Annotated in this window: 14 protein-coding genes; 5 read left to right on the forward strand and 9 right to left on the reverse strand. The window is 63.2% G+C overall.

Annotated elements, in window-relative coordinates; genetic code table 11:
* Positions 1-289: 289 nt before the first annotated feature.
* From ACEUCR_RS15170 to ACEUCR_RS15195, 6 genes are read right to left on the reverse strand one after another with little or no spacing between them, the layout of a single operon-like run.
* Positions 290-1474, reverse strand: coding sequence for a tetratricopeptide repeat protein (locus ACEUCR_RS15170; protein WP_392443708.1), 1185 nt, complete (start codon positions 1472-1474; stop codon positions 290-292).
* Between the two features lie 2 nt (positions 1475-1476).
* Positions 1477-2139 (reverse strand): energy transducer TonB, encoded by a 663-nt coding sequence (locus ACEUCR_RS15175; protein WP_408747999.1) that lies wholly within the window; start codon positions 2137-2139, stop codon positions 1477-1479.
* Positions 2136-2537 carry an ExbD/TolR family protein gene (locus ACEUCR_RS15180; protein WP_042000449.1) on the reverse strand — a complete coding sequence of 134 codons (402 nt, stop codon included), beginning with the start codon at positions 2535-2537 and terminating at the stop codon, positions 2136-2138. The genes ACEUCR_RS15175 and ACEUCR_RS15180 overlap by 4 nt, the downstream gene beginning before the upstream one ends.
* Positions 2534-3064: a MotA/TolQ/ExbB proton channel family protein gene (locus ACEUCR_RS15185; RefSeq protein WP_042000446.1), complete on the reverse strand. Its 531-nt coding sequence runs from the start codon at positions 3062-3064 to the stop codon at positions 2534-2536. Before ACEUCR_RS15185 ends, ACEUCR_RS15180 begins: the two co-directional genes overlap by 4 nt.
* Positions 3061-4350 carry a MotA/TolQ/ExbB proton channel family protein gene (locus tag ACEUCR_RS15190; RefSeq protein ID WP_111874376.1) on the reverse strand — a complete coding sequence of 430 codons (1290 nt, stop codon included), beginning with the start codon at positions 4348-4350 and terminating at the stop codon, positions 3061-3063. The genes ACEUCR_RS15185 and ACEUCR_RS15190 overlap by 4 nt, the downstream gene beginning before the upstream one ends.
* Positions 4347-5105 carry a DUF3450 domain-containing protein gene (locus tag ACEUCR_RS15195; RefSeq protein WP_042000441.1) on the reverse strand — a complete coding sequence of 253 codons (759 nt, stop codon included), beginning with the start codon at positions 5103-5105 and terminating at the stop codon, positions 4347-4349. The genes ACEUCR_RS15190 and ACEUCR_RS15195 overlap by 4 nt, the downstream gene beginning before the upstream one ends.
* Positions 5106-5314: 209 nt before the next feature.
* Between ACEUCR_RS15195 and ACEUCR_RS15200 the strand changes: the two genes are divergently transcribed.
* Positions 5315-6091 (forward strand): helix-turn-helix transcriptional regulator, encoded by a 777-nt coding sequence (locus tag ACEUCR_RS15200; RefSeq protein WP_042000438.1) that lies wholly within the window; start codon positions 5315-5317, stop codon positions 6089-6091.
* 60 nt (positions 6092-6151) lie between these two features.
* On the opposite strand, the gene glmS is transcribed toward ACEUCR_RS15200, so the two are convergent.
* Both glmS and ACEUCR_RS15210 read right to left on the reverse strand, forming a co-directional pair.
* A complete protein-coding gene (gene glmS / locus ACEUCR_RS15205; protein ID WP_408760562.1) occupies positions 6152-7984 on the reverse strand; it encodes a glutamine--fructose-6-phosphate transaminase (isomerizing) in 1833 nt (610 codons plus the stop codon).
* 54 nt (positions 7985-8038) lie between these two features.
* Positions 8039-8812 (reverse strand): DeoR/GlpR family DNA-binding transcription regulator, encoded by a 774-nt coding sequence (locus ACEUCR_RS15210; RefSeq protein ID WP_408791238.1) that lies wholly within the window; start codon positions 8810-8812, stop codon positions 8039-8041.
* A gap of 122 nt (positions 8813-8934) precedes the next feature.
* On the opposite strand from ACEUCR_RS15210, the gene blrA reads away from it, so the two are divergent.
* The 4 genes from blrA (at position 8935) to creD (ending at position 13449) form a co-directional block, all read left to right on the forward strand.
* Entirely contained in the window at positions 8935-9609 is a 675-nt protein-coding gene (gene blrA, locus ACEUCR_RS15215; protein ID WP_408775372.1) for a beta-lactam response regulator transcription factor BlrA, read from the forward strand.
* Positions 9610-9643: 34 nt separating this feature from the next.
* The gene (gene blrB, locus ACEUCR_RS15220; RefSeq protein ID WP_408791241.1) at positions 9644-11065 is read left to right on the forward strand and encodes a beta-lactam sensor histidine kinase BlrB; all 1422 of its coding nucleotides are present in this window, start codon (positions 9644-9646) and stop codon (positions 11063-11065) included.
* A gap of 104 nt (positions 11066-11169) precedes the next feature.
* The gene (gene blaOXA, locus ACEUCR_RS15225; RefSeq protein ID WP_408791243.1) at positions 11170-11964 is read left to right on the forward strand and encodes a class D beta-lactamase; all 795 of its coding nucleotides are present in this window, start codon (positions 11170-11172) and stop codon (positions 11962-11964) included.
* A gap of 123 nt (positions 11965-12087) precedes the next feature.
* Positions 12088-13449 carry a cell envelope integrity protein CreD gene (gene creD, locus ACEUCR_RS15230; RefSeq protein ID WP_408791246.1) on the forward strand — a complete coding sequence of 454 codons (1362 nt, stop codon included), beginning with the start codon at positions 12088-12090 and terminating at the stop codon, positions 13447-13449.
* 51 nt (positions 13450-13500) lie between these two features.
* Here the strand turns inward: creD and glmU are convergent, their stop codons facing one another.
* Positions 13501-14862, reverse strand: a complete 1362-nt coding sequence (glmU, locus tag ACEUCR_RS15235; RefSeq protein ID WP_408791249.1) for a bifunctional UDP-N-acetylglucosamine diphosphorylase/glucosamine-1-phosphate N-acetyltransferase GlmU — start codon at positions 14860-14862, stop codon at positions 13501-13503.
* Positions 14863-14879: the final 17 nt, after the last annotated feature.

Genomic DNA, 14879 nt, shown 5'->3' on the forward strand with positions numbered 1-14879 from the left:
GTGAGTGCCCACACAGATTGCTTGATTCAAATTGTTAAAGAGCGTCACGCTTATCGCGTTGAGGAGGCGCATCTTACGCTCCTCACTTCGAAAGTCAAGCGGTTGTTTTCGCTTTTCTTTCGGCGCCAGCTTCGCAAGGAAGCTGACTCATCAGTCCGGCGTGTTCCACCGTGCTGGTAGGGGCGCATTATAGGGAGCCAGATCACGATGACAAGGGATTTTTAGCCAAAACGGTGCGACCGCTCATTTTTCACCCTCAAACCATCAAAAACAACCTCATCAGTGCCTGTTACGCCGACTTTTTGTTCGATTCCTGCTGGCGCGCATCTATATAGCTGAGCCAGCGGTCTGCGCGCTCCTGCCAGGCGCTTCCCCCTTCCGCTTTCAGCTCACGGGCCAGCACCATGGCTTTCTGATATTGCTGCTGGTTGAGCAGGGCTTGCACCAGCTGGCCCTTGACCCTGCGCCCCTGCTCACTGCGGTGTTGTCCCATCGCCGCCAATTGCGTCATGGCCGCCTCGGTTTCCCCTCGCAGCAGCAGCAGTTCGGCCGCCCGCAATCCGGCATCGGTCTGGGCAGTCTGCCTGGCCAGGGTCTGCCAGCTGGCGATGGCCTTGGGCCACTCCCTCGCCCCTTCCCACAGTTGAGCCAGCAGACGCTGGTTTTCCACACTCTGCTTCAGTTGTCCGTTCGCCATGGCATTTTCCAACAGGCGGGCTCCGCGATATGGCAAGCCTTGCCAGCCATAGAGGCGAATGAGCTGTGTACGGGTCGACGCTTCGTCCATCAGGCCGCGATCGAGGGCACTCTGCAGCAGAGCCAGGGCCTGATCGCCCCGCTTGGCCGAGATGTTCAATGCGACGGCCTGCTGCCACCAGCGACTCTCGTTCGGTTCACGGCGGATCAGCTCGCCCGCCTGATCGGCGGCCTGGGCATAGCGCCGCAGGGAGGTCAGGGCCGAGAGGCGGATCAGCGCCACCGGCTTCTGCCAACCCTGCTTGAGCAGCTGATCGCTCTGGCGAATGGCTTCGTCGTACTGCTTGTCATGGTAGTAGAGGCCCGCCAGACGCAGTCTGAGCTCGTTGCCAGGCTGCTTGGCCAACACGGCGCGATAGCTGTTGATGGCGCCACGCCAGTCCGACTGCTGGGCCTGGATATCTCCCTTCAGGCGCAGCAGCTGAAGCAGTTGCGCCTCTGGCCACGCTTTATAAGAGAGTGCCTGGTCCACATATCGGCTCGCCTGGGCCGTCTGTTGCAAGTTGGCGGCCAGGGAGGCATTGAGCTGCGCCAGCCAGGCACGTTCTGGCTCGGAACCCGGTTTGAGTTCGCGGGCCCGGCTCTGGGCCTGCTGGAACTGGCCGGACTGATAGAGTTTGAGCACGGGGGCCAGCTGACGAGAGAAGAGCGGGCTCACCTCCATGGCCCAGCTGCTCGCGCTCATCAGGGCCAGCAGGCAGATCCAGATCCGCAACATAATCATGACTCCAACTTGAACTTGAGGGTGATCACCTGGGGCAGCTTGTCGCTCGCCCCCGGCCTGGGTTGGTAGCGCCACTTGCTCACCGCCTGAATGGCAGCGCGCTCGAACTGGCGTCTTGGCTTGGCGTCAACCACGGTCACATCCCGCACCCGTCCTTCGGCATCCACGCTGAAGCTCAGGGTGACGAATCCTTCGATGCCCGCCTGCTGCGCCCGATAGGGGTAACTGGGCTCTATCCGTTGCAGCGGGGTCAGGATGTCGCTGCTGCCGACCCCACCTAGCTGACCATGGGGGTTGCCCGCGGCGACGGGGGCCGGGGCTGGCGCGGCCATCACCCCGGGAGCCGCCACCTGCACCGGACTCAGATCAGCGACCAGGTCCAGGCTGGGCTGCACCGTGGGCAGCACAGGGGTCGGCGGCGTCGGCATGGGGCTCAGGGAGAGGGCAGCCGGAGGCTCGGGCAGAGGCTCAGGCTTGGGCGGGATGGGGCGCTCGCGCTGCGCCACCTCGCTCTGCTCGGCCTGCACCCGGATGACGATGGGGTCCTGCTCGCTGCTTCGGGCCCGCTCCTTGGGCGGCTCGACCAGCGCGGCCATGAACAGCAGTATGCCCAGGCTCAACAGCAGGCCCAGGGCCAGGCTCATCAGCTTCCACTTCATGGCGCGGATACCGCCACCGCTATGTTGGCGATGCCGGCAGCCTTGGCCTCGTCCATCACCCGCACCACCTTGCCATGGGGAACCCGCTCGTCGGCCTGGATCACCAGACTGGATTCGGGTTGTTCCGCCAGCATGCGTGCCAGGCTGGCCTGCACCCGCTCGATGTCGATCTGCTTGCGATCGAGGAAGATCTGCCCCTGCTCGCCGATGGCCAGCATGATGCTGGAGGACTTCTGCGCCTTGGCCTGGCTCGCCTGGGGTCTGTTGACCTCGAGCCCGGCCTCGCGCACGAAGGAGGTGGTCACAATAAAGAAGATCAACATGATGAAGACGATGTCGAGCATGGGGGTCATGTCGATCTGCACTTCATCACGCACGCGCTTGGGTTGGCGTCTCATGGTAATACCTTCTCTTCGCGCAGCCCGTCCCGGGTACCAGCCAGGGCGCGTTTGGCCTGGCTGTCGAGACGACTGAGTAACAATACGCCGAGCAGGGCGACCACCATGCCCGCCATGGTGGGAATGGTGGCGCGGGAGATCCCCCCCGCCATGCTCTCGGGATTAAAGCGATTGGCCGCAGCCAGGGTGTCGAACACCCCTATCATGCCGGTCACCGTGCCCAGCAGCCCCAGCATGGGGCAGAGCACCACCAGGGTGCGGATCAGGATCAGGTGACGGCCCAGTTCCAGCTCGGCCTGGGCCAGCCAGCGACCGCGAATGGCGCGGGCATGCCAGCTACCGTGCTCTTCCCTGGCCTGCCAGTCCGCCTGCAGCCGGCGACGCAGGGCGCCATAACCCAGGTTGAGATAGAGCAAACGCTCAATGATCAGGATCCACATCAGCGCCAGCATGGCCAGGATGACCCAGAGCACGGGGCCGCCTCGCCCCATGAAGCTCTGCACCTGGTGCCAGACATCCAGCATCATGCCGCCCGCTCCGTGCGCACCTTGCCTTCCGCACGCTCCGCCAGAATGCCAGCCACCTGCTGCTCCAGCACGTTGGAGAGCTCGACGAAGCGCGACTGCAACAGGCTATGGGAGAGGATGAGCGGGATCGCCGCCACCAGCCCCATCACGGTGGTGATCAGCGCCATCGAGATGCCGCCGGCCATGATCTTGGGATCGCCCGTACCGAACAGGGTGATGGACTGGAAGGTGCCTATCATGCCGGTCACTGTGCCGAGCAGCCCCAGCATGGGCGCCAGGGCAGCGATCACCTTGACCATGCCAAGGCCTCGCTCGAGCCGTGGCGTCTCTTGCAGGATGGCCTCGTCCAGCCTCAGCTCCAGGGTTTCCATGGGGATCTCCGGGTGCTTGTCCGCCACCAGCAGCACTCGCCCGAGGGCGTTGTCGGCATGATAGTCACCGCTGGCAAGCTGGCGACGCACCCTGCCCAGCTCGCGAGAGAGGCTCCAGAGTCGCACCGCAGCGATGCCAAGGCCAATCACGGCCAGCAGCACTATGATGGCGCCCACCTTGCCACCCTGCTGGATCTGCTGCCAGAGACTGGGGGCCTGGGTCTGCATGGCGAGCAGGACCCCATGGGAGGGATCGATCACGGCGGCCTCTCCCTCTGCGCCGCCATAAGAGAGGGCGGCACCGTTCAGGCTGGCCGGCAGGCCGAGCACAGGGGCCAGGCCATCGGCCCCGGCTTGCAGTAAACCATCCTGCCCCACCAGCATGAAACTGCCGATGCGGGTCACCTGCTGGGTGGCACTCGCCCCCTGACCATCGAGCACCTCCGCCTCGAAGCGGGTTACCTGGGCAGATCCCGCTATCTCCTGCATCAGCAGGGCGGGCAATTGAGCCAGGGCGGCGCGATCCGGCACATCCTGCTCTCTGCTCATCTGCTGCAGCGGCAGCAGGCGATCGGCAAACTGCCCCTGCATGGCCGAGCTACCGAGCAACTTGACCGCATCGCCGGCCCCCTGACGCGCGACGGCAAACACCTGATCCATGTCGCTGGCCGCCTGCTGCCACTGGGCTTTCAGTTCACCCAGCCGTTTCTCGTTGTCGGCAAATTCGCTCGCCAGCTGCTTGCTCTGCTGCTGGGCGGCATTGAGCCTGGCGCGGGCACTGGCCAGGCTCTTGCTGACCTCGCCAAGCTCCTGGCTGGCTTCTTGTTCCCTGAGTTGTTCCTGGGCCTGCCAGTTCTCGTTGGCCAGGGCGGGTTGTGCCAGCATCAGGGCGATGATGAGGGGAAGCTGTTTCATGACTGGGTCTCCTGCAGGGCCACGGAGAGCGGCAGTTGCAACAACTGGGGAACCCCCTTGTCTTTTGCCATGGCAAAGGCGTCGGAGAGCGGGCTGAGCCATTGGCTATCCAGCGGCTGCCAGGTTTTTTCCTGTGCCGACCAGCGCCAGGCCAGGCTGTGATCCGCCGTCATGGCCAGCAGGGCCACCCGGCCCACGGCCAGCACCTCTACCCGGCGCGGCGCGCCATCCAGGGTCAGCTCGGCCGAGTAGGCATCGAGCCGATTGCCGTATTCGGCCTCTATCTGATAGGCCTGCAGCAACTGACGAAACTTCTCCGCCTCGCTCACGTCCGCTCGGGAAAGGGTCGCTTTCAACCCTTCGACCCGGGCCAGCCGCTCCTCTTTGCGCAGTGGCACGTCTTGCTGCACCAGTTCGGCCAGTTCGCTCTGCATCTGCAACATCAGGGGGATAAGGCCCTGACGGGTCTCCTCCACCGCCCCGAGCTGACTCTCGAGGCGAGCCAGTTCGCCGCGCTGATCCTCGACCAGGGAGTGCATGTAGCTGTTGTAGGCCTCGAGGTCACGCAGCTGCAGCTCGGCATTTTGCAGCTCCTGCCGAGCAGCCATGGCGGCATCTGCCGCCTTCTCAACCCGTTGCTGAGACGCCTGACCGGCGGCAATGCTCGCCTTGAGGCTGGGCTTGACCAGATCGTCGGCACAAACCGAGAGGGAGATCGATAATGGCAACAGGGCCAGACACCATAACTTGCTCATAGTATGAATCTTAACAATGATAACTATTCTCATTATTTCAAATGATGGCGCTAGTATCAATCGACATCCCCCCTTGGCCTGAGAGGAAAAAAGCAGGATAATTTTTAGACAAACACGGGATTTACTGGCGTTGATATAAGCAACACCAAATTTATAACTAAAAAATATCTTTTCGATCAGCGAGATAGCGGTCGAAACGGGAGAATAGAATGTTTAACGACGCCATATGGGAACACATAGACAGGTTTGCCAGGGCCAAGAAAACCAGCGACATTCAGCAGCTTCTGGAGCGTTTCAGCCACCAGATGGGGTTCGATTACTTTCGTTTGCTGATTATTTTTCCCATCAGCATGCAGAAATCCCACGTTGCCCTGTTCAACAACTGCCCCACCAGCTGGTTCAACGCCTATTCGGAGAAGCAGTTCCTTACTCAGGATCCCGTGGTGCATCTGGGCCTGAAACAGACCCAGCCCATCTTCTGGAACCAGCTCGACTGCACCTCCCCCTGGCTGCCCAGCGCCAGCCAGGAGGTAATGAACCTGGCCGCCGATTTCGGCGTGCGCAATGGCGTCTCCTTCCCGCTGCACACCCCGCAGGGGGAACACGGCATCCTCTCCTTCATCACCAAGGAGCGTTCCGACTCCGAACTGATGTTTGAAAACGTTCCCCTGCTGTCGTTCTGCGCCAGCTACATCTTCAATTCGGCCCTGACCCTGATCAAGGCCAGACCCGACCTGATGAAGTACCTGACCGAGCTGTCGGACAGGGAGAAGGAGTGTCTGTTCTGGGCCAGCGAGGGCAAGACCTCCTGGGAGATAGCCACCATTCTCGGCATCAGCGAGCGCACCGTGAACTTCCACCTCAACCAGGTGACCAACAAGACGGATTCCAAGAATCGCAGCCAGGCCATCGCCAAGGGGATCTCCAGCGGCATCATAGTGCCCTCCCTGACCGACGTGACCATCACCAACCTGCGGCTGTCATAGCCCGATTAGCCAAAACAAAAAGAGCCGCAACAGCGGCTCTTTTTCATGTCTGACGACGGCTTATTCCACGGTCACGGATTTCGCCAGGTTGCGCGGCTGATCCACGTCGGTGCCCTTGATGAGGGCGACATGGTAGGAGAGCAGCTGCAACGGCACCGTATAGACGATGGGGGCTATCATCTCTTCCACGTGATTCAGGCTCATCACCCGCATGGTCTCGTCGCTCTTGAAGCCGGCGTCCGCATCGGCGAACACATACAGGATGCCGCCGCGGGCACGCACCTCTTCCACGTTGGACTTGAGCTTCTCCAGCAGATCGTTGTTCGGCGCCACGACGATGATGGGCATCTCGGCATCAATCAGCGCCAACGGGCCGTGCTTGAGCTCACCGGCGGCATAGGCTTCGGCGTGGATATAGGAGATCTCTTTCAGCTTGAGCGCCCCTTCCATGGCGATGGGGTACTGGCTGCCACGGCCGAGGAACAGGCTGTGGTGCTTGTCGGCAAACTCTTCGGCCAGGGTCTCGATCTGCTTGGCCAGGGCCAGGCTCTCCTTGATGCGCACAGGCAAGGCCTGCAGCGCCTTGACCAGTTCCGCCTCGGCCTCGGCGCTCAGGTTGCCACGGCAGTGACCGACGGAAGCCACCAGCATCAGCAGGCCGGCCAGCTGGGTGGTGAAGGCCTTGGTGGAGGCCACCCCGATTTCTGCCCCCGCCCGGGTCATGAAGGCCAGGTCGGATTCGCGCACCAGGGAGGAGCCCGGTACGTTGCAGATGGCCAGGGAACTCATGTAGCCGGACTCCTTGGCCAGACGCAGGGCGGCCAGGGTATCGGCGGTCTCGCCACTCTGGGACAGGGTCACCAGCAGGCTGTTGGGGCGCACCACGGACTTGCGATAGCGGAACTCGGAGGCGATCTCCACGTCGCAGGAGACGCCGGCTATCTCTTCGAACCAGTAGCGGGCCACCATGCCGGAGTTGTAGGAGGTGCCGCAGGCCACGATCTGGACATGCTCCACCTTGTCGAAGATGGCACGGGCGCCGTTGCCGAACGACTCGACCACCACGTGATCGCTGCCGAGGCGCCCTTCCAGGGTGTTGGTGATGGCCTTGGGCTGCTCGTAGATCTCTTTGAGCATGTAGTGACGGTATTCACCCTTGTCACCGGCATCGTGGGAGAGCTCGGACTCCAGCTCTTCGCGCACCACGGCGTTGCCGTCGGTATCGAAGATGTGCACGTCGCGACGGGTCACTTCGGCCACGTCACCCTCTTCCAGGAAGATGAAGCGGCGGGTGACCGGCAGCAGGGCCATCTGATCGGAGGCAATGAAGTTCTCGCCGATACCGCGGCCGATCACCAGGGGGGAGCCGGAGCGGGCCACCACCACGCGGCTGTCGTCACGGCTGTCCATCACTACGGTACCGTAGGCACCACGCAGCTGCTTCACAGCCACCTGCATGGCCGCCAGCAGGCTGGGGGCGGATTTCAGCTCGTGGTGCACCAGGTGGGCGATCACCTCGGTGTCGGTGTCAGAGCTGAACTCGTAGCCCATGCCCTGCAGCTGGCTGCGCAGCTCTTCGTGGTTCTCTATGATGCCGTTGTGCACCACCACGATATGCTCGGAGACATGGGGGTGGGCATTGCGTTCGGACGGCTCGCCATGGGTCGCCCAGCGGGTGTGGGCTATGCCGGTACCGCCATGGACGGACTGCTCTTCCAGTGCCTTGGCCAGCTCGGCTACCTTGCCGAGGCGACGCACCCGCTGCAGGGGCTGGCTGGCGCTGAACACGGCCACACCGGCGGAGTCATAGCCACGGTATTCCAGACGGCGCAGGCCCTCTACCAGGATTTCAGCCACATCACGTTGGGCCACAGCCCCGACGATGCCACACATAGACTTCTCCTTGAAATGTAAGACGCTAATTCGATTGGATAATGGATGTTTGGGTCACACGGCAACGGGGGCGCAAATCAGCTGGATCCCCCTGGCCTGGATCTGTGCTCTGGCCTCGCTATCCAGCCCCTCGTCGGTCACCAGGGTATGGATGCCGGACCAGGGCAGCTCGAGATTGGGGATCTTGCGGCCTATCTTCTCCGACTCCACCATGACGATGACCTCGCGAGACACCTCGGCCATGACCCGGGAGAGGCCCACCAGCTCGTTGAAGGTGGTGGTGCCCCGCTCCGGGTCTATGCCATCGGCACCGATGAACAGCTGGTCGAAGTCATAGGAGCGCAGCACCTGCTCCGCCACCTGACCCTGGAAGGATTCGGAGTGGGGATCCCAGGTGCCGCCGGTCATCAGCAGGGTGGGTTCGTTTTCCAGCTCGCGCAGGGCGCCGGCCACGTTGAGGGAGTTGGTCATGACGATGAGGCCGCGCTTGTTGCCGAGCAACGGGATCATGGCGCTGGTGGTGCTGCCGCTATCGATGATGACGCGGTTGTGATCGCGGATCCGTTCGGCGGCGGCGCGGGCAATGGCCAGCTTTCGTTTCGAAACTTGATCCGGGTTGCTGTCCACCACCATCTCGCTCGGCAGGGGGACGGCACCGCCGTAACGGCGCAGCAGCAGACCGCCGGTCTCCAGCACCGCCAGATCTTTGCGGATGGTCACTTCCGAGGTGGAGAAGTGCTTGGCCAGGGCATCGACGCTGACTTCACCCTGTTCCTGCACCAGGCTCACTATGGTGTGACGGCGCTGCTGTGTGTTGCGTTTGGTCATCTTTAAGTTTCGATTCGAAAGAATGGCGAAATATTAATGCCTTTTTGGGAAAAATCAAACGGCAAATAGGATCCGATTTGGTTCGATGCCAGAATGAGGAGCCGATTTGCGACGAGGACGCCATGCAAAAACGACTCATCTGGCTGGTGGAGGATGAAGCCAGCATTGCCGATACCCTGATCTATGCCCTGCAGACCGACGGCTTCGAGGTGGAATGGTTTCCCCTCGGTCAGCCGTTGCTGGCGCGACTGGAACAGACGCGACCGGATTTTCTGATCCTGGATGTGGGGCTGCCGGACATAGGCGGTTTCGAACTGTGCAAGCAGGTGCGGGCACTGTGCGACACTCCCCTGATGTTTCTCACCGCCCGCAGCGAGGAGATAGACAGGCTGATCGGGCTGGAGATAGGGGCCGACGACTATGTGGCCAAACCCTTCTCGCCCCGGGAGGTGTGCGCCCGGGTGCGGGTGATACTGCGCCGCAGCCAACCAACCTCCCCTCAGCCGAGCCAGGTCCTCACCCTGGACGAGGAGCGGGCCCGCATCTGCTTCCACGGTCAGCCCCTGACCCTCACCCGCTACGAGTACCTGCTGCTCAAGACGCTCATGCTGGCGCCGGGCCGGGTCTACTCCCGCCAGCAACTGATGGAACTGGTGTGGCAGGATGCGGAAGAGAGCCTGGATCGCACCGTCGACACTCACATCAAGACCCTGAGGGCCAAGCTGCGGGAGCGTGACCCTGACGCCAACCTGATCCTGACCCACCGCGGGCTGGGCTACAGCCTGGAGCTGGCATGAACAGAGGGTTGCCGGGCACCGGCCGGGAGATGAGATGAGGATCGGATTGCAACTGCTGTGCGGCCTGGTGCTGATCTTTGCGCTGGCCGCCTGGTTCGTGCTGGAGATCTTCGTCGAGGAGATCAAACCCGGGGTACGCAGCGCCACCGAAGATACCCTGGTGGACATGGCCCAGATGCTGGCCCCCCTCGCCCTGGACGATCTGCAGGAAGGGAGGATGGCGGATGGCCGGCTGGCCAGCGCCTTCGCCCGCCTCAACCAGAGCCCCATCAACGCCCTCATCGACGGTCATCTCAAGCAGCAGGCGGAGTACCGCATCTATGTGGTCGACGCTAAAGGCAAGGTGGTCTACGACTCGGACGGGGTTGATCTGGGCAAGGACTACTCCCGCTGGAACGACGTCTACCTCACCCTGCGCGGGGAGTATGGCGCCCGCAGCACCCGCAGCGACCCGGACGATCCCGCCAGCTCAGTGATGCACGTGGCCGCCCCGCTGCGGGAAGGGAAGGAGATCCTGGGCTCCCTCACCGTCGCCAAGCCCAACCGCACCCTGCTGCCCATGATAGAACGCAGCGAACACCAGTTGCTGAAAGGGGCGGCCCTGCTGCTGTTCATCTCGCTGCTCATCGGCGCCCTGCTGGTGTGGTGGCTCAACCGCGCCATCGGCAAGCTGGTGCACTACGCCGATGCAATCAGCCAGGGTCAGCCCGCCAGCCTGCCGAGGCTCCACAGCCCGGAGCTGGACCGGCTCGGCCGCTCTCTGGAAACCATGCGCCGCCAACTGGACGGCAAGGCCTATATCGAAGCCTATGTCCACAGCCTGACCCACGAGCTCAAAAGCCCGCTGGCCGCCATTCGTGGGGCGGGGGAGCTCCTGGCCGAGGCGCCGCCGCCGGAGGTGGCCGCACGCTTTATCGGCAACATCAATCTGGAGACGGCCCGCATGCAGCAACTGATCGAGCGGATGCTGCAACTGGCGCGCCTCGAATCGGGGCAGGGGCTGGACAGGCAATCCGTCGAGCCGGCCCGGCTGGGCAGGCGGGTGCTCGATGCCCGCCAGATAGTCGCTGCCCGTCGTCAGGTGACCCTGGTGGCTGAGCTGGCCGACGCCTCAAAACATAAGTGGGATCCCCTGCTGGTGGAGCAGGCGCTGGGCAACCTGCTGGACAACGCCCTCGACTTCTCACCCATCGGCAGTACCCTGGCGCTGAGCGGCGCCATGGAAGGCGGGGGGTACTGCTTCCGGGTGCGGGATCGGGGACCGGGCATTCCCGACTTTGCGTTGCCCAGGATTTTCGAGCGCTTCTACTCCCTGCCCAGACCCGACAAGGGCAAGAGCAGCGGCCTCGGGCTCAGTTTTGCCATGGAGGTGGCGCGCCAGCACGGCGGCCGGCTGACCCTGGCCAACCAGCCGGAAGGCGGGGTGCTGGCCGAACTCTGGCTGCCTGCCGGCTAGGGAACTTCACACTGAACACACAGAGCCGGGCTAAGCTGCGCCTCCTCGGATAGGGTCCCGCCCGGACCCGTCTACCCGCGTTCTGATGAATCAAGGAGATGTTCATGCCCCGCATTCTGTTGTCCGGCCTGCTTGCCACCGGCCTCTTCTGTGCCCTGCCTGCCAGCGCTACCTCCGGCTGCATGCTGTTTGCCGATGGCAGCGGCAAACCCGTCAGCGCCCAGGGTGACTGCGCCAGCCAGCTGACACCCGCCTCCACCTTCAAGATCCCGCTGGCGCTGATGGGCTATGACAGCGGCTTCCTGGTGGATGAACAACTGCCGGCCCTGCCGTTCAAGGCCGGTGACCCTGACTTCCTGCCGCAGTGGAAACAGACCACCACCCCGAGCAGCTGGATGAAATTCTCGGTGATCTGGTACTCCCAACGCCTGACCGAGTGGCTGGGAGAGGCGCGCCTCCAGCACTATGTGGACCGCTTCGACTACGGCAACCGGGATCTCTCGGGCAACCCGGGCAAGCACGACGGTCTGACCCAGGCCTGGCTCAGCTCAAGCCTCGCCATCAGCCCCCAGGAGCAGGCCCGCTTCCTCGGCAAGTTGGTGGGCGGCAAGCTGCCGGTCTCCGCCCAGACCCTGCGCCACACCGCCAGCCTGATGCGTCAGCCCGACATCGATGGCTGGCAGATCCACGGCAAGACCGGCATGGGCTACCCCAAGCTGCTGGATGGCAGCCTCAACCGGGATCAGCAAATCGGCTGGTTCGTCGGCTGGGCCAGCAAGCAGGACAAGACGCTCATCTTCGTGCACACCGTCATCCAGAAGCCGGGCAAGCAGTTTGCCTCCCTCAAGGCCAGAGACCAGGTGTTCGCCGCCCTGCCGGCCGAGCTCAACAAGCTGTAATACCAGCAAGAACCGGTGCCCAGCGCCGGTTTTTTTTATCTCCCTTCACCCTGACTTCACAGGGCCTCATCTTCCCTTCACCCGCCCCCGGCACACTCCCCCTCAACAACAAGGAGAGGCGTCATGGTCAAACAGATATTCAGCCACAAGATAGTTCTGCTGCTGTTGCTCAGCCTGCTGCTGATGATCCCGGTTCACGCCATCATGGAGCTGAATCGGGAGCGCCAGGCCTATCGCAGCCAGGCCATTAACAGCATCATGGCAAGCAGCAGCGGTCCGCAGCGGCTACTGGGGCCCGTGCTGGTGCAACCCTATACCCGGGCCGTCACCGTCGAGCAGGATGGCAAGCGCTTCGAGCGCAAGCTGCAGCTCTATCGCTACCTGCTGCCGGAACAGCTGGATGTGCGGGCCAGCATGGAGGTGACCCCTCGCAAGCTCGGCATCTATCAGGCCCAGGTCTATCACACCCGGCTCTCCCTCTCCGGCCGGTTGCCGGCCGACCTCGACGGCAAGACGCTGGTAAGCGGCGAACCTGATCTGACCGTCGATGGGGCCGATCCCGCCCTGGTCCCGGGCAGACCCTATCTCAGCCTGGTGCTGTCCGATGCCCGCGGCATCAGCAGCGTGCCCGAACTGCAGCTGGGGGAGCAGCGCATTCCGTTCGCCCCCGGCGCCCTGCTGGGTGACGGTCTGGCCGGCATCCATGCTCCGCTCGCCACCCTGCCAAATGAAGATGGCCGCTTTCACATCGAGCTGGATCTGCTGGGGATGGATCAGCTGGAAGTGGTGCCCCTCGGCCAGGACAGCAAGCTCAATCTCGCCGGCAACTGGCCCCATCCCAACTTCCTCGGCGACTTTCTGCCCGGCAGCCGCACCCTCACCGCCAGCGGTTTCGACGCCAGCTGGCAGAGCAGCTGGTTCGCCACCGACATGGAGAGCCGCTTCAACCGCATGATGCGGGGCGGGGGCGAGCCGCTGCCCAGTTTCAGCGTCAGCCTGGTGCAGCCGGTGGATCACTATCAACAAAACGAGCGGGCCGCCAAGTACGCCCTGCTGTTCATCGGCCTCACCTTCCTCAGCTTCTTCATGTTCGAGCTGCTCAAGGGGCTGCGGGTACACCCTATCCAGTACGCCCTGGTGGGCATGGGACTGGCCATCTTCTATCTGGTGCTGCTGGCGCTGACCGAGCATCTCGGCTTTGCCTGGGCCTATCTGGTCGCCAGCCTCGCCAGCGTGCTGCTCAACGGCTTCTACCTGAGCCATGTGCTGGGGGGCCCGAAACAGGGCATGGGCTTCGCGGCCCTGCTCGGGCTGGTCTACGCCATCCTGTTCGGGCTGCTGCAAGCCGAGGAGACAGCCCTGCTGCTCGGTGCCCTGCTGCTGTTCGCCATACTGGCGCTGGTCATGGGGCTGACCCGCAAGCTGGACTGGTATGGGGTGATGGGCAACCCGCCCCCTTCCCCAGCCCCGGACCAGGAGAGCTGAAAACAAAACCGGCGCCCTGAGGGCGCCGGTTTGCATTTCATTGATCGGGCATCACTTCTTCTTGACCGGGCGGGCCCAGTGCTTGATGTGGCGCTGGGGCACCCGGGTGATCACCAGCTCGTGTTCGGCCACATCCTTGGTGATGGTGGAACCCGCCCCCAGGGTCGCCCCCTTGCCGATGCGCACCGGCGCCACCAGCTGGGTATCGGAGCCGACGAAGACGTCATCCTCTATGATGGTCTGGAACTTGTTCACCCCATCATAATTACAAGTAATGGTGCCGGCACCGATGTTGACCTTGGCGCCGATGTCCGCATCCCCCAGGTAGGTCAGGTGACCGCACTTGGAGCCCACACCGAGCCGGGATTTCTTCATCTCGACGAAGTTGCCGACATGGGCATCCTGCTCCAGCACGGCGCCGGGGCGCAGACGGGCGAAGGGGCCGACCGAGCATTGATCGGCCACCTGGGCACCCTCGATGACGGAGTAGGGTTTCACCTCGCTGTGATCGCCAATCTCGCAATCCTTCAACACGGCACCAACACCTATGCGCACATGGTTGCCGAGCTTGACCCTGCCCTCGATGATGACATTGACGTCGATCACCACCTCCTCCCCGATCTCCAGGGTGCCGCGCAGATCGAAGCGGGCCGGATCGATCAGGGTGGCGCCGGCGATCATCAGCTTCTCGGCCTGCATCTGCTGATAGCTACGCTCGAGGGCCGCCAGCTGGACCCGGTTGTTGGCCCCTTCCACCTCCATGGCGCTGTCCGGGTGGACGGCGGCGATGGGGCAACCATCCCCATGGGCCATGGCGATCACATCGGTGAGATAGAACTCCCCCTGGGCGTTCTTGTTGTCCAGGCGAGACAGCCAGCCACGCAAATCGGCGCCCCTGGCCACCAGCACACCGGTATTCACCTCGCGGATGGCGAGCTGCTCGGCGTTGGCATCCTTCTGCTCGACGATGCCGACCACCTGGCCGTTTTCCCGCACTATGCGGCCGTAGCCGGTGGGGTTGTCCAGCACCACGGTCAGCAGCGCCATGCCGTCATCGGCCTTGGCGGCCAGCAGCCGTTGCAGGGTCTCGGGCTGGATCAGCGGGGTGTCGCCGTAGAGCACCAGTACATCGTCGTCATCCTGCCAGAAAGGGATCGCCTGGGCGACGGCATGGCCGGTACCCAGTTGCTGGGCCTGCAGCACCCAGTTGAGATCCGGCGCGGCGATCCGCTCCTTGAGCAGCTCGGCACCGTGGCCGTACACCAGGTGCAATTGCTCGGCACCTATCTGGCGGGCGGTGTCGATCACATGGGACACCATGGGTTTGTTGGCGACAGGGTGCAGCACCTTGGGCAGTACGGAGCGCATGCGAGTACCTTTACCCGCAGCCAGGATCACGACGTTGAGAGACATAGCCAGCCTTTGAAACA

It is taken from the genome of Aeromonas bivalvium (assembly GCF_046078285.1).
GTDB lineage: Bacteria > Pseudomonadota > Gammaproteobacteria > Enterobacterales > Aeromonadaceae > Aeromonas > Aeromonas bivalvium.